Origin of the sequence: Blautia faecicola (assembly GCF_004123145.1) — a bacterium.
GTDB lineage: Bacteria > Bacillota > Clostridia > Lachnospirales > Lachnospiraceae > Oliverpabstia > Oliverpabstia faecicola.
Genome location: NZ_SDKC01000001.1, coordinates 377,501 through 396,216 on the forward strand (window position 1 = coordinate 377,501; position 18,716 = coordinate 396,216).

The window sequence follows — 18,716 nt, forward strand, 5'->3', positions numbered from 1 at the left end:
GACCGATAGCGCATAGTACTGTGAAGGAAAGGTGAAAAGGACCCCGGGAGGGGAGTGAAAGAGAACCTGAAACCCTGTGTTTACAAGCTGTGGGAGCACCTTATGAGTGCAACCGCGTACTTTTTGTAGAACGGTCCGGCGAGTTACGCTGGCTGGCGAGGTTAAACGGTAGAGCCGTGGAGCCGAAGGGAAACCAAGTCTTAAGAGGGCGATGAAGTCAGTCAGAGTAGACCCGAAACCGGGTGATCTATCCATGTCCAGGTTGAAGTTGCCGTAAAAGGCAATGGAGGACCGAACCCACATCCGTTGAAAAGGGTGGGGATGAGGTGTGGATAGGGGAGAAATTCCAATCGAACCCGGAGATAGCTGGTTCTCCTCGAAATAGCTTTAGGGCTAGCCTCGATAGAGTCTTGCGGAGGTAGAGCACTGAATTTCCTAGGGGGCGTCAAAGCTTACCGAAGAATATCAAACTCCGAATGCCGTGTAGATGCTTATCGGGAGTCAGACTATACGAGATAAGTTGGATAGTCAAAAGGGAAAGAGCCCAGACCTCCAGCTAAGGTCCCAAAGTACGTGTTAAGTGGAAAAGGATGTGGGATTTCGAAGACAACCAGGATGTTGGCTCAGAAGCAGCCACACATTCAAAGAGTGCGTAATAGCTCACTGGTCGAGAGGTCCTGCGCCGAAAATGTCCGGGGCTGAAACACGACACCGAAGCTGAGGAATGTCTGAAGACATTGGTAGAGGAGCATTGGATACGCGACGAAGCAGTACCGGAAGGAGCTGTGGAGTGTATCGAAGAGAGAATGCCGGAATGAGTAGCGAGAGAAAGGTGAGAATCCTTTCGGCCGAATATCTAAGGTTTCCAGGGTAAAGCTGATCTGCCCTGGGTAAGTCGGGGCCTAAGGCGAGGGCGAGAGCCGTAGCCGATGGACAACAGGTTGAGATTCCTGTACTGCAGTAAGACAGAACTGTGGGGACACGTGTGGAGAGCATAGGCGCGGAATGGAAAGCCGCGTGCAAGCGGGGTAGGAGTCCTGTAGGAAAAACCGCAGGGCAATCCGAAGACGTGATGCGGACCGAAATTTAGTAGGGAAGTATGTGAGCCATGCGTCAAGAAAAGCCGCTATTGTTCTTATTGTACCCGTACCGTAAACCGACACAGGTGGATGAGGAGAGAATCCTAAGGCCGACGGAAGAAGCATTGTTAAGGAACTCGGCAAAATGACCCCGTAACTTCGGGAGAAGGGGTGCCCGTGTAACAGCGGGCCGCAGAGAATAGGCTCAAGCAACTGTTTAGCAAAAACACAGGTCTATGCAAAACCGAAAGGTGAGGTATATGGGCTGACGCCTGCCCGGTGCTGGAAGGTTAAGAGGAGAGGTTAGCGCAAGCGAAGCTTTGAATTTAAGCCCCAGTAAACGGCGGCCGTAACTATAACGGTCCTAAGGTAGCGAAATTCCTTGTCGGGTAAGTTCCGACCCGCACGAAAGGCGTAATGATTTGAGCGCTGTCTCGACAATGCATCCGGTGAAATTGAAGTACCAGTGAAGATGCTGGTTACCTGCGCCAGGACGGAAAGACCCCATGGAGCTTTACTCCAGCTTGATACTGGGATTCGGTATTGCATGTACAGGATAGGTGGGAGGCTAAGAAATGGTAACGCCAGTTGCCATGGAGCCGCTGTTGGGATACCACCCTTGCAGTACTGGGTTTCTAACCAGCAGCCGTGACCCGGCTGGGGGACAATGTCAGGTGGGGAGTTTGACTGGGGCGGTCGCCTCCGAAAGGGTATCGGAGGCGCTCAAAGGTTCCCTCAGAATGGTTGGAAACCATTCGAAGAGTGCAAAGGCAGAAGGGAGCTTGACTGCGACACCGACGGGTGGAGCAGGTACGAAAGTAGGACTTAGTGATCCGGTGGTATTAAGTGGGAATGCCATCGCTCAACGGATAAAAGCTACCCTGGGGATAACAGGCTTATCACTCCCAAGAGTTCACATCGACGGAGTGGTTTGGCACCTCGATGTCGGCTCATCGCATCCTGGGGCTGTAGTAGGTCCCAAGGGTTGGGCTGTTCGCCCATTAAAGCGGTACGCGAGCTGGGTTCAGAACGTCGTGAGACAGTTCGGTCCCTATCCGGCGTGGGCGTAGGATATCTGAGAGGAGCTGTCCTTAGTACGAGAGGACCGGGATGGACGGACCGCTGGTGTACCTGTTGCAGTGCCAGCTGCATGGCAGGGTAGCCAAGTCCGGAAGGGATAAACGCTGAAGGCATCTAAGCGTGAAGCCCCCCTCAAGATGAGATATCCCATTCTATAAAAGAAGTAAGACCCCTTGAAGACGACGAGGTAGATAGGGCAGAGGTGGAAGTGCAGTAATGTATGGAGCTGACTGTTACTAATCGGTCGAGGGTTTGACCTGAGGGCTTAGAGATAAGCAGAGTGGTCGATCGCAAAGCAGTAGGAAGTAAGGATGTTGTGTGTATGCAGTTTTGAAGGTACATGTGGAAGAGAGAAATGATCCTCCATAGCTCAGTCGGTAGAGCATGCGGCTGTTAACCGCAGTGTCGTTGGTTCGAGTCCAACTGGGGGAGCTTTTTTATGTCGGAAGATTGAAAAAGCTCGGAGGAATTTATATAAAGATGAAAAATCTTGTTGACAAATGAGGTTTTATCATATATAATAATCATTGCTGATGAACAATCAGTATCGAAGCGTGGCTCAGTTTGGTAGAGCGCTGCGTTCGGGACGCAGAGGTCGTGGGTTCGAATCCCGTCGCTTCGACTCCTTGGCAGGGGCACCGGAACACTTGAGAAATCAGGGTTCCGGTGTTTTTCGTTGCATTGCATATCAATAATTGGTCCACTGGACCAATTTTGATTGTGTTACATAATAATCATGGATCCGGAATCAGTAAATCGTAGAAAAATCCACTGTGAGCGATAGTTTTTTCTATTGCAACAGTGGATTTTTCTACGTTAAGATGTATATGGCAATTCAGATTGAGAGACAGGAGCACAGGATGAAAGGAAAAGGAATACATTCAAGATCGATTTTTGTACAGCTGGTAGTATTTTCGCTGCTTGCCAGTCTGGTTCCGATCTTGATTATCAGTATATTTTTGTTTTATAAGCTGGACAGTACGGCACAAGAGGAGACAAAGGATTATCATGAGCAGATTACTTCGCAGTATATGAAAAATATCGAGGAAAAACTTCAGCAGTACCGAAACAGTCTGGAAGTGATCGCCAATAATACGGTGATTCTGAAAACACTGACGGATGAGACAATGAATCCGTATGACAGAGGAGAAGTGGTCAGCCAGGAGGTAGATAACTCTCTTTTGCTGGAGATGCAGAGCGAAGTGAGAAACTGTATGGTCTATTCCAGAGTGCAAAATTGTAAAGTATATGGCAGCCGGGCATCGATGATGCAACAGGCGAGCAGGGAAGTATGGTATTTACAGGATAGGGCGATGGAAGATGACTGGTTTTCGTATTTTGCCCTGAACGATTCGGAACCGATTCTGTCACTGGTGAAGGATATCGAAGAACTGGATACGGAACATCTGAGCCGCTCGCAGCTGGGAATCATAAAACTGGATGTGGCGATGAAGCGTTTATTTGTACCGGCGGTAACGGAGAAGGACGAGAGTGCCACCTATGATGTCATCGTTTATAAAAACGAGGGAAAAGATGCGAAGATTCTGTATCAGACGGTGAAGAATAATGGAAGCGAGATCTTAAAAAAGTACTGGGAAGACACAGTTACGGAAAAGGATGGTGGAAATTCCAGCGGACAGATTTCTACTTATACGGTAGATGGTCAGACGTTGGAAGATTACGGAGTGAATCTTCTGTTTTTATTTGATAATCGGGATTCGTGGCAGAAGCGGGTGGAGATCATAGAAGCGATTCTTCCGTTGCTGCTTCTTCTGAGCGTGACCGTTACCGGATTGATCTACTGGTACAGCAAGGACTTTTCTTCCCGTGTGGAACTTCTGGTAAAAAAATTCCGCCGTGCGGAAACCGGGGATCTGTCTGTGAGTGAAGAAATCGGCGGTGACGATGAGATCGCTGTGCTTGACAAGCAGTTTAATCGGATGCTTGGAAAGCTGGATCAGCTGATCAAGACGAATTATGTGCAGAAGCTGGAAAATAAAGAGGCACAGTTGAAAAACCTGCAGTTGCAGATCAATCCGCATTTTCTGTACAATACACTAGAAACGATCAGTTCCATCGCGGCGGTGAAGCAGGTATTTATCGTGTGCGATATCTGTGGAAAGCTGGGGGAAATCTTCCGGTACAGTCTGGGAAAAGATTATGGAGAGCTGGTTCCGCTGGAACAGGAGATTGCACATATTAAAAATTATATGTTTATCCAGGAGATTCGCCATGGGGGCAGATTACAGGTATTTTATAATATTGATGTAGATGCGATGCATGTATATATTCCAAGGTTTATCCTGCAGCCGATCGTGGAAAATGCGATTTCTCACGGGCTGGGGAATCTGACCAGTGTCGGAACGCTGGAAATCTCTGCATTTGAAAAGAAAGACCGGCTGTATATCCGGATCGAGGATGACGGAGAAGGCATGGAACCGGAAAAAGTAGCAGAGATCATACGGTTTATCAATACTGCAAAACCGGTGGAAGGAAAGAAAAATATAGGAATCCGCAATGTGAACCAGAGAATCAAACTGGCATGTGGAGAAGAGTACGGAATCATTATTGAGAGTACTCCGTATCAGGGAAGTCGTTTTACCATACAACTGCCGATCATAAGAGAAGGAGAAAAAAATGAGACATAATGTATTGATCGTGGATGATGAACAGCTGATTCGCCAGGGATTATGGGCGCGAATCGAGTATCTGGGAATTGATGTGGATGAAATTTTTGAGGAGGACAACGGTCTGATGGCATTGGGGATCCAGGAAGAGCATCCGATCGATCTGGTAATCACAGATATCCGAATGCCGGATATGGATGGTCTGGAACTGATTCAAAAGATGCAGGAGAAAAATAACCAGATCAAGTTCATTGTGCTCAGCGGTTATGCAGAATTCAGTTATGCGGAGACAGCGATCCGGCTGGGTGTAAAGGCGTATCTTCTGAAACCGGTATCAAATGATGATCTGAAGGATGCGTTTGATAAGGCGTATAAAGAGATGGAGCAGACGGCAAGTATTCGACAGGAAGTACAGATGAAAAAACGGATGGATCGGGAAAAACATGTGTATCAGCAGGAGAAAGCACTGAATGCACTCTTTTCCAGCCGGGAAACCAGTGTGATCACAAGAGAACAGCTCTGTGTAATCTGTGGATGTGATGAGAACATGTGGGGAACGGAACAGGTATTTTATCTGGCAGTGCTGCACATCAACAAGGAAAGCTTTGAACATCAGAGGTTTCGTCCGGTGGATCATGAACTGGTACGTTTTACGATCCGCAATATTTTTGAGGAGATCGATGCACAGTGTGAAAAACTTCTGGTCAACAGTCTGTCGGATGGCAGGCAGCTGTATGGGATCTTTACGCTAAATGATAAGAAAAAGCTGCGGATGGAAGTGGAACGGATCTTTCTTCGGATGCGCTCCGTGCTGGAAAAGAAGATGGGAATTTATCTGACCGTCGGTGTCAGCCGGTGTTGCAGTCAGGTGCAGGGAAAGGAAGCGGCAGAGGCGAGACAGGCGCTAAAGCAGCAGATCATCTATGGAAAAGCAAATATTTATTTTTATGAGGATATCAGGATCCTGGACGAACAGGAATTTCCGGTATCACAGCTGCATCTGCTGGAACAGTATATGGAGCACAATGAGATCTTTAAGGTGAAGAATCTGGTGCAGGAGATTTTTTCAGAGGAACTGGTGAAAAAATACGGCAGCGCCTATCTGCGGATCATGTGGATCCGGATTCTGAATATTTTGCTGCATCACTATGACCGAAGAGGAAGAAATGCGGCGGAGATCGAAAAATTGCTGCAAAGTTACAATCTTCCCGATCAGATCCAGTCGATCCAGGAGATCCGGCAGAAGATCGTGGAGATGGTGATGGAGTGTGTATCCACGGAAAGCGTCACCGATGCCAATGCCAGAAGCAAGATCCAGATGGCGGTCGGTTATATTCAGGAGCATTTCGGGGAGAACCTGACGGTCAATGACCTGGCGGAACATTATGGGATGAGTCCGAATTATTTTTCGTCGATGTTTAAGAAAGAGATGAGCCGGTCGGCGGTAAATTATATTACGGAGCTGCGGATCAACCAGGCGAGGGAACTGCTGTATCACTCGGAACTGAGTGTGGTGGATATCTCGAAAAAAGTGGGATACGAGGACAGCCAGTATTTCTTCCGGGTATTTAAAAAGTACCTGGGAATGACACCGTTACAGTACCGGGAAGAGAGCAGAAAATAGAAAAAACACTGGAAAAAATAACATCGTTTTTTGTAGAATTATCTACTGAAAAACGGTGTTATTTCTATTTTCGAGAAAGGCAGAAAGGGATATAGTGGGGAACATGGAAGAGAAAACTTTCATGAGAGAGGGAAAGGGAAAAGAAACTATGAAACGAATGAGAAGAATTGAAAGTCCGAAGGTCGCGCAGCTGCTGTTTTTACTGTGCTGGTTTGCTTATTTTACCTCCTATATCGGACGGCTGAATTATTCGTCAGCGATGACGGCGATGATTCAGGAGGCGGTTCTGACGAAGAGCCGGGCGGGATTTATCAGTATGGTATATTTTTTCGCCTATGGGATCGGACAGTTCTGTAACGGGATGTTAGGTGACAGGTTTCACCCGGGAAAGATGATCTTTACTGGTCTTGCGATCGCAGCAGGGGCAAATCTGTGTATGGGATTTGTCAGCGGTTTCGGAGCGATGTCAGTGGTCTGGGGAATCAACGGCTACGCACAGGCAATGATCTGGCCGCCGGTGATCCGGATCTTCGCAGAGATGGTAAGCCGGGAACAGAAGATGAAGTTCTGCGTCAATATCGTATCCTCGCAGGTGGTAGGAACGCTGGCTTCGTATCTGCTGGCGGCAGTGGTGATGTGGCTGATCGGATGGAGAGCCGTGTTCGGCGCGGCAGCGATCTGTCTGTGTGTGATGGCAGTTATCTGGATCCTCGGGTTTGGAAAGATCGAAAAATGTGGAAAAGATCCGGAGGAAGAAACGGCAGATGTGGATAACGATGAGTCTACAGCTGCAAATACGGTAAATGCAGGACAGCAGGCATGGCGTGGTTCCGGCATCCTGATGGTATTATTCCCGGTGCTCATCCACGGCATGTTAAAGGACGGAGTGACGACATGGGTTCCGACATATATTACGGAGACTTTCCTCACTTCTCCGGCATTTTCCATTCTGGTGACCACCGTACTTCCGATCGTCAACCTGACAGGAGCCTATCTGGCGCAGTATCTGTATCAGAAATGCAAAAAACAGGAGGCAGTCGCAGCCGTCTGGCTGTTTCTGATCGCGGTGCTGGCTCTGACGGGCATCTGGATCGGAAAAGATACTTCAATGATCCTGACGATTGTACTGTTTGCGATGACAACAGCATCTATGATGGGTGTCAACACGATATTTGTCAACTTCTTCCCGCTTCGCTATGAGACGATCGGAAAGGTATCCACAGTGTCCGGTTTCATGAACGGCATGGCATACGTGGGAACGGCAGTATCTACCTTTACGATCGGTGTTCTGGTAGAACAGAAAGGCTGGAACGTGACGATCGGAAGCTGGGTCGTGATGACGTTTTTGGCACTGGTGGTTTGTATGCTGGGGAGAAAGAAATTTTCGTAGCAGACGGGATAATCCGGAAAAAACTGAAAACAGGAGATATTATAGAACCCTGACAGGGAGGAACTTGTCAGGGTTTTTATATTGCATTTTTGGGAGTGCAGTGTTTGAAGGGAAAAGTGGGCAGACATGTTAGGAAAATCACCGGCAATATATACAAAAACAAAAGATGAAAAGTATGAGGAGGAGACCGGACTGCTCGCAGAAGTAACGGATCCCAGCGGCAACGTAACAAGTTATGCTTACGATGCGGCAGACCAGCTGACCGGTGTGACAGACGATACCGGTCAGATCCAATATAGCTACGAAAATGATGAACTCAGACAAATCCAGATCAATGACCCGGAAAGCGGAACGATATACCGGTTCGAAAATGACGAGTTTGGAAATACAAAAGCAACCTATGTCGGGGACAGATGTCTGGTATCACAGACCTACGAGGAAAAAAACGGAAACCTGCTGGCGGAAACGTATGGAAACGGCTATGTCTACCAGTATACATACGATGATATGGATCGGGTGACCGGGATCCGTCTGACAGACCCGTCCGGGGAGGAATACCGGCTGTATGAGTATGCGTATGACCGGGAAGGAAACCTTGCGGTGGTACGGGATATCCGGGAAGAACGGGGAGAAGAAACCATCGAGACCCGATATTTTTATGACCTATCAGGAAGACTTGTCTATTACCGGAACGACCGGGACAACCGTGCGATCGGTGTGACAAGCGGGGAGTGTACGGAAGCAGTATTTTATGATGGCTTAGGCAGGGTTGTTGCAAAGGCACTGGGAAAGATCTTTGAACAGAGGATTCGGTATGGTTACCGGGAAGGGGCAGATGGCAGCCAGTCCGACCAGCTGGAACAGTTTGTGTGGGAAGGTGTGCACATCAATTATCAGTATGATGCGAATGGGAACATTACGCAGATCACAGACGGAAAAGGAAAGATCCAGTACACCTACGATACCCGTAACCAGCTGATCCGGGAAGACCGGGAGGCAGACAGGCAGACGATCACCTATGCGTATGACAAAAATGGCAACCTGTTACGAAAAAACCAATACGAATACCAGCCGGAAGCCACTATGGAGACCTTAGCGTCCGCCACCCCGTCAGAAACAAAGATCTACCGTTATGAAGGAAACTGGAAGGATCAATTGACATCGTATAACGGGGAAACCATTGCGTATGATGCCATGGGGAATCCGACCGTATACCGCGGGATGGAGATGGGCTGGAAGAACAGCAGTGAACTGACAGAGATCGTAAAAGATCAGACAACGATCCGGCACCGCTACGACAAAGAAGGGATGCGTAACCGGAAGTATCTGTCGGATGGGACAACGGTCCTGTACCAGGTACAGGACGGACAGATCATCGGAGAACAGCACCTGCGGGAAGACCAGGAGAAACCGCTGTATGAGATGACCTTCAGCTATGATGCGGATGGAACCCGACGGGAGATGTGATCGCACTGGTAGACACCGGGTGGAACACTGTGGTAAGCTATGCATATGACAGCTGGGGAAAGGTAACCACAATCGAAGGTGACCAGGATCTGGGAAAGAAAAACCCGCTCCGCTACCGTGGATATTACTGGGATGAAGAGACAGGGCTGTATTATCTGGCAAGCAGATATTATGACCCGGAGGTTGGACGGTTTATCAATGCGGATGATACAGGGACTTTGGAAATACAAAAAAATTTGTATGATAAAAATCTGTATGCTTATTGCGACAATAATCCAGTAATGAGAAAAGATGAAACGGGTGACATATGGATTACAGCGGTTGCCATTGGAGCTGGAATGGGTCTTCTTGGTCAATATATCAGTGATATCCAGAATAATATTTCTTCTGGAGCAAGAGGAATAAATATATTTGCTATCACTTCTTCTAGAAGGGACTATCTGGCATCGGCTGTTGGAGGAGGTATAGCAGCTATTCCAGGATTGAGCTTAGCTGGTACAATAGCAGTAGGAGCGCTTGGAAATGTTGTAACAGATTCTATAAAGAAAAATATTAAAAGTGGAAAAGATCTTGTTACAAGTGCAGTGTGGGGAGCAGGAGCAAGTGCTAGAGGTATTGCTGTGTCAAAGGGAGTGGCAGCTTTAAAAGTAAAAAAAATCAATAAGATGCCGAGAGCAAAACAAAAAAGATATATAAATAGAAAATTGTATGGAAATTCGCAAGCTAATATTAATATAAACTACCATAAGTATATGTCTAAGCCAATAAAACAAAAAATAGCTGTTATAGAAAATAATTTAAGGACATTCAAGGCAGGGATATATTCAACGGTTACATCAACTATAGCAGGTTTTTTCAGGGGATAATAATGGAAAAAAATTTGAATTGAAAAAGTATATAATTGATCAAAGTGTACAATTGATAACAATTATCATTTTGGAAATTTTTTTTTATTTTCAAACTTCAGATATAATTTTAATAACATTAGGGCTTGAATTGTTACTAGGATGTAGTTCAGTATACTTACTATGGCGCATAATAGTATTTCCACTAGATGTGTTACATGGATATGTGAAACAAGAGGTATGTTTTAGTAAAATGTGTAATATAGATGAATATGCAGTATATGGTACTTTTAAAAGAAGATATTTCTGTGAATGGAATTTTTATTATTCATCTAAAGGAAAATTAACATTGTTGGTTCCAGTTTGTAAGAGATATGAAGAAATTATAAAAATGAATAAACCGAAAACAGACCAAAAAGTAAGAGTTTATTATTACAAACATTCAAAGATATTATACTCATGGGAAGAACTATAGGGAGAGCAGATATGAATGGATCGGATTATAAAGATGCCAGTGAACTACAGGTGGTGACACTGGAAAATGCGATCTATTTATCGATGAAAAATGATGTGGCTTATGTGCTGCATGATGAACTGTTTTTATATGAGCAACAGTCTACAAAAAATGCAAATATGCCGTTACGCTGTCTGTTTTATGCAAGTGACACGTATTCGGTATTGGTGAAGGACAAGAATATTTATGGTACGAAGATGCTTCCGCTTCCATCGCCTACGTTTGTGGTATTTTATAATGGAAAGCAGAAGATGGATGAGGAAGGGGAGCTGAGACTTTCGGATGCATTTGTGAAGAAACAGGAGAATCCGAATCTGGAAGTGATTGTAAAGGTAAAAAATATCAATATGGGAAACAGTCGTGAACTTTTTGAAAAATGCAGACCGATGCGGGATTATATGATCTTTGTGGATAAAGTAAGAAGGTATTCACAGGAGCAGACCTTCGAAGATGCCGTGGAGCAGACGATTCGGGAGTGCATGGAAGAAGACGTGATGGCTGATTTTCTGAAGAGGAACAGGGCGGAGGTTGTAAAAATGTGTCTTTATGAATATGACGAAGAAAAACAAAGAGAATTTGACAGGGAAGAAGGCAGAGAAGAAGGTCGGGAAGAAGAACGCCAGAATACCCTGAGAGAAAAAGCACGTGCGGATGAAGCCTTTCGGAAAATTGCTATATTGGAAAAGCAACTGGCAGAATTGATGAAATAAAAGAAAAATTGTTCGGAAGTGGCGTTTGACATTTCTGAATAGTCATTAAGAGTACATAATGTGAAAGCCAGAAAAAAGGAAGACGGTAAGAAAAAATTTACCGTCTTCCAGATGATATTCAGGAAAAAATTTCAAAGATTAAAAACAACTTCCTGCGCAGCCTTACAAAAGTATCACCGGGCTTGTGCAGACGAGGTTTTCGATGATGGTTTCTTTCTCGAAAAGCATCGGGATGATGATTGCATGGTCTGCGAAAGAAGTCAGCGGGATCCGGGCGGAGACGTTGCAGGTGATAACCTGATCTTTGGTGCGGAGGGTGATCTTGTAATCGTCCTCAGCGAGCGGTTCGTAGCCCGGTTTACCGGTTTGGTGGATGGTGAAGGTGAGTGCTTCGCCATCGTTATGTACTTCCAGCAGAGGTCCCTTGCATACCCAGGTGCGCTGGTTGTGGATCGCGTCGGAGAGTTCATGGCAGACATCGCCGTCCGGTTCGCCCAGGATATAGGTGGAGTAATGTCCGTGCAGGCTGCTGTTGCCGTGAAGATCCATGCCGCAGGTAGCAGCCAGTTTCTCACCAGAGAGTACCAGGTCTTCCCACAGTTTTACGCCCTTTTCATTGACTTCGTGGAGCGGTTCCGGGTTGTTGAAGATCTCGATGAAGTCACAGCAGGAATAATCCGTGATTGTCATCTCGAAACGGCAGCCCTGTGCGAACGGCCATCCGAAGGAATACGGATGAGCGACACCGACCAATGCCCCTTTTTCGCGGGCAGCCTGGAAGAGAAGTTCCGGTTTGTGTTTGTTGATATTTTCCCACGGCACATACTCGGTCAGGTTCAGGCAGAGGATATGTCCGTAGTACGTGGTATATTCCATGCCAGGGATAAAGGCGATCGGCTGTGGATGTTCTTTCAGATAATTTTCAATTTTGTAATGTCCGGAGATGGTGTTGTGATCAGTCAGGGCGAACGCGTCCACGTGATCGGCCACCATAAAATCCGTCAGTTCTTTGCAGGTAAATACTGCATCAGATTCGTTGGTATGGTTGTGTAATTCCAGTCTCTTATACATAAAAATCCCCCTTATCGTACACGTACCGTGAGCTGGTAGTCGGTGTTATCCAGCAGTACGGAAAATACCTGAACGTTTACTTTTAACACGCCTTCGATGCAAGGCTGTGGAATGCATCCTTCGGTGGCTTCCGTTGCGGTAAAGTGCATATGCCGGGTGGTAAGCTGTCTGTGGACATTTCCGATGAAGGTATCATTCAGGGATGCCATAGTGTGAATCTCGGTTTTCATGCCGTGATAGACGGCATCTTCCCATTCCTCCGGAGTGCCTTCTTCCATGCCATACTCTTTTTTGCAGTAGTCGAGCAGGCGTTGTTTCAATGCCGGTGTCACATCTTCCGGGCGAAAGTGCTGCGGTCCAAAAGAAAATTCAATATCCAGTTCTTCATAAGTCTGATCCAGGCAGACGGTATAGGAAATCTGACCGATAAAGTCTTTACATAATTTTCCCCCTACCTGGTAAATGGTTTTCATTTCTTTCATAGTAATCTCCATTTTTATTCGTAGATTTTTTTACGATTTTTATGCGAACAACGAGTCGTTATGACACCGCTGTACTTTCAGAATACGCAGGCGGTCGGCTGATGTCAATAGTCTGAAAAAAATTGTAGAAAAGTCCAGTTAATTTGAAAGTTATGTACATTATGAGAAAAAAACAGATTTGCTATAATAGTCGCAAATATGGAGGAAAGGAGCAGAAAGTACATACAGATATCAGAAGAGGAATTGACGAAACAACAAAAAATGCGAAAATAATAAAGGAGAGTCACATGGAAAAAAGGACGCTGTATAAAGAAGGCACCTACAAAAAAGGAAATCTTCATACCCATACGACCTGGTCGGATGGTGTACATACCCCACAGGAGACTGCGGAGCATTATCGAAGCAAAGGATATGATTTTCTGGCTCTGACGGATCACTGGGTTTATGGAATTCATCCGGAATTAAACAGGGATGATTTTCTGGTGTTTCCGGGAACAGAACTGGATATTGAACTGCCGGGAAGAAAAGATCACCATCTGGTGGGCTTCGGACTTCCGGAGACGAATCGGATCCCGGAACATTATACGTTTGAAGAAGAACGGAAAAACGGTGTGCTGACAACCGCGGAACGTATCATCGAATATTTTGGACAGAGAGGAAATGTAACACTGTACGGACATCCGTACTGGTCAAAAGTTGATTCTACGGATATCAAGTATCTGCAGGGCATGATCGGAATGGAAATCTATAATCATGGCTCTGAATTTTTCGGAAATAACGGAAACTCTGAGACGTATTTTGATCATTTTCTGTTTGTGAGAAATAGGATTTTCTGCTTTGCCACCGATGATGCTCATGATATTGGAACGCATGATCTTGGCGGTTTTATTATGGTAAAGACCAGGGAATTTACACACAGAGGTATCCTTGACGCTATTCGGGACGGAAGTTTTTATGCATCCGGCGGACCGCTTCTGCATGATTTTTATGTGAAAGATAGTGTCGCATATATTACCTGTGAGCCGTGTCAGCATATTTATTTCCAGACACCGCACAGAGGCGATCACCTGTTTAGTGAAGAAGGAGATTGTCTGACAGAAGGAAGCTTTGCGTTAAACGGGGATGAAGAGTATGTAAGAGTGACGATCAAAAACAGCAGAGGCGAGAAAGCATGGACGCAGCCGATCTGGCTGTGGCTGTTTTAAGCTGCGCAGACAACGAACCAAAGCCTGCATGCCAGAGTACGAGCGGCCACCGTGATAACAGGAGAAAAAGAACATACAGGAGGTAGAAAGTTATGGTTGAATGGTTAAAAGATGCGGCTTTTTATGAGGTATATCCACAGAGTTTTTATGACAGCAACGGAGATGGTATCGGAGATATTCCGGGAATTATGCAGAAACTAGGATAAATCGAAGCGCTGGGATGCAACGCGCTGTGGATCAATCCGTGCTTTGTATCACAGTTCTATGATGCGGGATATGATGTGGAGGATTATTATCAGGTTGCACCACGTTATGGAACGAATCAGGATCTGGTAGATCTTTTCGAAGAAGCACATAAACGAAACATGCATGTGCTTCTGGATCTGGTTCCGGGACACACTTCGATTACGCATGCATGGTTTAAAGAATCCGCGCAGCCAAAGAAAAATGCATATACAGACCGCTATATCTGGACCAACAGTGTGAAAAAAATGATGGATGATGTAGACGGGATTGCGAGTGTTCTCCGTGGTGTCTGGCAGAGAGAGGGGTGCTGCGGCGTGAACTGTTTTTCCTCTCAGCCGGCCTTAAACTATGGATTTGCAAATATTACAGACAACAGCTGGCAGCAGCCGGTGGATGTGCCGGGACCAGTGGCAACAAATGTTGTGCTGAACCCGTTTGACAGGGTTGTGACGGCAAAAGATATGGGGATCGATCAGATGAAAGAACTGATCTGCTGGGGCGAAAAAATCAGAAAGACTGCGGAAGGTACCATTGAGATCGCGCCGAAGAGTATGGTATGGCTGATCGAAGAATAGGAGAAGAATGATGTTAAAATTAGTAACCTTTAATATCCGATGTGATTATGATCAGGACGGAGCCAACAGTTTCCGGTTTCGTAAACCTGTTATTTTAAAGAAACTTGCCGAAGAACGTCCGGACGTGATCTGCTTTCAGGAAGTGCTGCCACATGTGGCAGCATGGCTGAAAGAGAATCTGACAGATTATACAGTGATCGGCTGCGGAAGAAGTGAGACACTGGAAGATGAGCAGATGACGATCGCGTTTCGTACCGACCGTCTGAATCTGATCAATATGGAAACATTCTGGCTTTCCCCGACACCGTATGTGCCGGCAAGCCGATACAAAGAACAGTCCACTTGTCCGCGGGTATGCACGGAAGTGGTACTGGAAGATCTTCAGGAAAAGAAAGTATTTCGTTTATGTGATATTCATCTGGATCATATCGGTGTACTGGCGAGAACACTGGGGCTGTCCCAGATCTTAAAGAAGATGGATGAGGCGGTTCTGTTTGCAGGAGCACCGGTGATCCTTGCCGGAGACTTTAATGCAGAGCCGGATGGGGAAGAATTTGCAGTGATGAAAGAACGGACAGATTATGTAAACGTAACGGAAGGTATCGGAATCACCTATCACGGATTCGAACCGGAGGATGAGCCGGAGCGGATCGATTATGTATATATCAAGGAGTCTCAGGAAGGTTATCCGGGAATTCGCTGTACCGGTGTAAAAAAATGGGAAGACAAAGAAGGGGAAGTGTGGCTGTCGGATCATTATCCGATCTGTGTGGAACTGGAGTTTGTCGGAGATGGTAATCAGAAATGATTAAAATCATTCCTGTAAGATGCACGTCCATCTACAGGATCTGCCATTGGCAGTTTCCTTCAAGCCTTTTTCAAACAAGCTATGGAGAAGGTCATGGAGTGGACAAAACTATACAAAAATATGGACATTTTTATCAGTGTAGATTTTTCCACTGGCGCGAAAAGAAATGTCCATTGTGAGAAAAAAGGCTGCTTCGTATAATAACCTCATCAAACAACGAAGGAGGAAATCTATGAAAGCAGCAAGTGTTGGAAAGGCGAAAAAATACAAGCCGAAGAAACAGCCGCTGAAGAAACGACTGGTGCGTTACTGGCCGTTGTATCTGATGCTGCTTCCCTGCATCATCTATTATGCACTGATCTGTTATGTGCCGATGGCAGGTTCGGTTCTCGCCTTTAAGGATTATTCCTTTAAGAAGGGAATCTGGGGAAGCCCATGGATCGGACTGAAGTATTTTAAGACTTTCTTTTCCAGTTATGATGCACCGAGACTGATCCGTAATACACTGACGGTCGGTGTGATCAAATGTATTCTGGAATTTCCGTTTGCCATCATACTTGCCCTTTTGCTGAATGAACTTCGCAGCATGAAGTTTAAGAAGATCTCGCAGACGATCACTTATCTGCCGCATTTTCTCTCTTCTGTTATTATTGTAACCATGCTGCAGAGAATTCTGGCACCGAATACCGGTGTGTTGAATCAGGCGATCGCAGCAATGGGCGGAGATGGAAGCACATTCTTTCTGATGGAAGCAAAATATTTCTTCCAGATTCTGTTTTCCATGGATCTGTGGAGAAACATCGGATGGGATTCCATCATGTATCTGGCGGCAATCAGTTCCGTAGACCTGGCATTGTACGAGGCAGCAGAGATGGATGGATGCGGAAAGCTGAAAAAAATGTGGCATATCACACTGCCGGGTATCCGGGGAACGATCGGTCTTCTGTTTATCATGGGAGTAGGCGGACTGCTTTCTTCCGGTGTGGAACAGATCTGGCTGTTACGTACACCTGGTAACATGTCTCTGGCAGATACCCTTGATGTATATGTACTGCGTATGGGTATTCAGGGTGGACAGTTTGGATATGCAACCGCGATCGGTCTGATCCAGGGGCTGGTAGGACTGGTGCTGGTAGTAGTCTGCAACCGGATCTGTAAAAAGATCACGGAAGTCGGACTGTGGTAAAGAGGAAACAAAAGTCGAAATCAAATGTATAGTGGAGGAAACTACATGAAAAAGAAAATGGTAAAACGCCTGATGGCAGCTTCCATGGCAGGAACACTGGCAGTGACCATGTTTGCAGGATGTGGCAGCTCATCTGACAGCAAAGACAACAGCAGCGCGAAAACAGAAGATTCCAGCGAAGACAACTCCGACAAACCGGATACCTGGATCGCTGACCGTACCATCACCGTACAGGCTTACGTAGATGATATCGGAAACACACTGCCGGAAGATTTTAACAACACCGAAACCATGAAAAAGATCACAGAGCTGACCGGTATCAAACTGGATGTAAAATATACACCTGGTGACAGCGATGCAAAAGTTATGGCTTCTCAGCTGGCTTCCGGAACCATCCCGGATGTGATCATCTCCTACCTGGATAACTCCACAAGACCGGAGTTCCCACTGCTTTACAAAGCGGCAAAAGACGGAATGTTCGCAGATGTATCCGAATATATGAAAGACAGTAAAGTATATTCCAAATATTACGAGGATGATTATCTGCCGGATGATACGAAGAACAATATCGTATTCCGCGATGATCTGGACGGTGTATATCTGTGGCAGATGAATATTGATGAAGTAGACCGTTCTCTGGAATATAATGCAGACGATGAGTATGTAGGTGGTATGTACATTCAGAAATCCATTGCGGATGATCTTGGCATTGATACCAGAGAAATCAAGACACAGGATGACTTCTACAACCTGCTGGTTAAGATCAAAGAAGGCGGTTATAAAGATGACAACGGAAACGCTGTATATCCGTTAGGACCGAAATACTGGGGCGGATCTGTAGATGCTTTGAAATACATTGCAACCGGTTATGACTGGGGTGTCAGTGATGACTATAACCTGGATGAAAACGGTGATGTAAAACATATCGCAGAAACAGATTATGTATACGATGAAATCAACTTTGTCAGAAAACTTCTGGATGAAGATCTGATGAATCCGGAATTCTTCACCATGGATTCTACCCGTGCAGAAGAAGTATCCAAAAATCACAATTCCGCAATTATTGCCGATGTGCATAACTACGAAGAGATCATTTACTCCAGCGAAGACTGGATTCCGTTAGGACCGTTGAATGATATCGCCGGAGATAACAAAGAAGTTGTAAACGGAAAGAGCGGCCGTGGATGTATGGCAATCTCCGCAGATGCAGAGAATCCGGAAGAAATCTTCCAGTTCTTTGACTGGCTGTCCACAAAAGAAGGACAGACGATCGCACAGTATGGTGCAGAAGGTGTATCTTATACAATGGAAGACGGATATCCGAGACTGACAGATGAAGCTCTGGAAAAACTGAACGATGGCGATACCGATTATATGATCAATACCATCGGTGCAGGATTTGGCGGATCAGGAAATTATTTCTTTGAATTCGTTTTAACCAACAAAAACAACCAGGATAACTTTGGAGAGTCCCGTCCGGGAGCATCTTCCGGCAATTCCACTTTCGCAAGAAGTGTACAGATCGCTGAGGATTATCCGGTAGAAAAGAAACTGGTTCCTGGTCTGGATGCGACAGCTTACATGTCAGCAGATGAACTGGCAGATGTAAAGATGCAGATGGACCTGCTTGACTGGGATGAAACATTTGTACAGGCTTGTTTTGCAAAAACAGATGACGAAGTAAAATCTATTGTAGAATCTTTCCGTGATCAGCTGAAAGCAGCAGGTATCGATCGCTTCGAAGAATATGTAAAAAATATTTATGACGAAGATCCGAATACAGTAACTTTCTACAAATAAAACAAAG

12 protein-coding genes, 2 tRNA genes, 1 rRNA gene and 1 pseudogene (1 of these 16 cut by a window edge) are annotated in these 18,716 nt (G+C 45.8%); 14 read left to right on the plus strand and 2 right to left on the minus strand.

Going from position 1 to position 18,716, the window contains the following annotated elements; all coding sequences use genetic code 11:
• The 9 genes from ETP43_RS01510 to ETP43_RS01550 form a co-directional block, all read left to right on the plus strand.
• A 23S ribosomal RNA gene (locus tag ETP43_RS01510) occupies positions 1 to 2,419 on the plus strand; it begins 475 nt to the left of the window's first position.
• Positions 2,420 to 2,518: 99 nt separating this feature from the next.
• Positions 2,519 to 2,591: transfer RNA gene (locus ETP43_RS01515), tRNA-Asn, on the plus strand.
• A gap of 116 nt (positions 2,592 to 2,707) precedes the next feature.
• Positions 2,708 to 2,781: transfer RNA gene (locus ETP43_RS01520), tRNA-Pro, on the plus strand.
• A gap of 238 nt (positions 2,782 to 3,019) precedes the next feature.
• The gene (locus ETP43_RS01525; protein ID WP_164979563.1) at positions 3,020 to 4,807 is read left to right on the plus strand and encodes a sensor histidine kinase; all 1,788 of its coding nucleotides are present in this window, start codon (positions 3,020 to 3,022) and stop codon (positions 4,805 to 4,807) included.
• The gene (locus ETP43_RS01530) at positions 4,797 to 6,410 is read left to right on the plus strand and encodes a response regulator transcription factor (RefSeq protein WP_129256886.1); all 1,614 of its coding nucleotides are present in this window, start codon (positions 4,797 to 4,799) and stop codon (positions 6,408 to 6,410) included. Before ETP43_RS01525 ends, ETP43_RS01530 begins: the two co-directional genes overlap by 11 nt.
• Before the next feature lie 103 nt (positions 6,411 to 6,513).
• Positions 6,514 to 7,800 carry an MFS transporter gene (locus ETP43_RS01535; RefSeq protein WP_243114153.1) on the plus strand — a complete coding sequence of 429 codons (1,287 nt, stop codon included), beginning with the start codon at positions 6,514 to 6,516 and terminating at the stop codon, positions 7,798 to 7,800.
• A 126-nt stretch (positions 7,801 to 7,926) separates the two neighbouring features.
• The gene (locus ETP43_RS01540) at positions 7,927 to 9,267 is read left to right on the plus strand and encodes an RHS repeat domain-containing protein (protein ID WP_129256887.1); all 1,341 of its coding nucleotides are present in this window, start codon (positions 7,927 to 7,929) and stop codon (positions 9,265 to 9,267) included.
• A gap of 29 nt (positions 9,268 to 9,296) precedes the next feature.
• Complete coding sequence (locus tag ETP43_RS01545; protein WP_164979565.1) at positions 9,297 to 10,133, plus strand: RHS repeat-associated core domain-containing protein; 837 nt, start codon at positions 9,297 to 9,299, stop codon at positions 10,131 to 10,133.
• A gap of 465 nt (positions 10,134 to 10,598) precedes the next feature.
• Complete coding sequence (locus ETP43_RS01550) at positions 10,599 to 11,336, plus strand: hypothetical protein (protein ID WP_129256889.1); 738 nt, start codon at positions 10,599 to 10,601, stop codon at positions 11,334 to 11,336.
• Between the two features lie 162 nt (positions 11,337 to 11,498).
• Here ETP43_RS01550 and ETP43_RS01555 read toward each other — a convergent pair whose 3' ends face one another.
• Entirely contained in the window at positions 11,499 to 12,407 is a 909-nt protein-coding gene (locus ETP43_RS01555; RefSeq protein ID WP_129256890.1) for a CehA/McbA family metallohydrolase, read from the minus strand.
• An 11-nt stretch (positions 12,408 to 12,418) separates the two neighbouring features.
• The gene (locus ETP43_RS01560; RefSeq protein ID WP_129256891.1) at positions 12,419 to 12,889 is read right to left on the minus strand and encodes a DUF6669 family protein; all 471 of its coding nucleotides are present in this window, start codon (positions 12,887 to 12,889) and stop codon (positions 12,419 to 12,421) included.
• 287 nt (positions 12,890 to 13,176) lie between these two features.
• Here ETP43_RS01560 and ETP43_RS01565 point away from each other — a divergent pair, with 287 nt between their 5' ends.
• The 5 genes and pseudogenes from ETP43_RS01565 to ETP43_RS01585 all read left to right on the plus strand — a co-directional run bounded on the left by ETP43_RS01565 (position 13,177) and on the right by ETP43_RS01585 (position 18,709).
• Positions 13,177 to 14,094, plus strand: coding sequence for a PHP domain-containing protein (locus ETP43_RS01565; protein WP_129256892.1), 918 nt, complete (start codon positions 13,177 to 13,179; stop codon positions 14,092 to 14,094).
• 188 nt (positions 14,095 to 14,282) lie between these two features.
• Positions 14,283 to 14,915 (plus strand): annotated as a pseudogene (locus ETP43_RS01570) (alpha-amylase family glycosyl hydrolase).
• A gap of 10 nt (positions 14,916 to 14,925) precedes the next feature.
• A complete protein-coding gene (locus ETP43_RS01575; protein ID WP_164979566.1) occupies positions 14,926 to 15,723 on the plus strand; it encodes an endonuclease/exonuclease/phosphatase family protein in 798 nt (265 codons plus the stop codon).
• Positions 15,724 to 15,955: 232 nt separating this feature from the next.
• Complete coding sequence (locus ETP43_RS01580; RefSeq protein WP_129256894.1) at positions 15,956 to 16,909, plus strand: ABC transporter permease; 954 nt, start codon at positions 15,956 to 15,958, stop codon at positions 16,907 to 16,909.
• A gap of 45 nt (positions 16,910 to 16,954) precedes the next feature.
• Positions 16,955 to 18,709: an extracellular solute-binding protein gene (locus tag ETP43_RS01585; RefSeq protein ID WP_129256895.1), complete on the plus strand. Its 1,755-nt coding sequence runs from the start codon at positions 16,955 to 16,957 to the stop codon at positions 18,707 to 18,709.
• Positions 18,710 to 18,716: the final 7 nt, after the last annotated feature.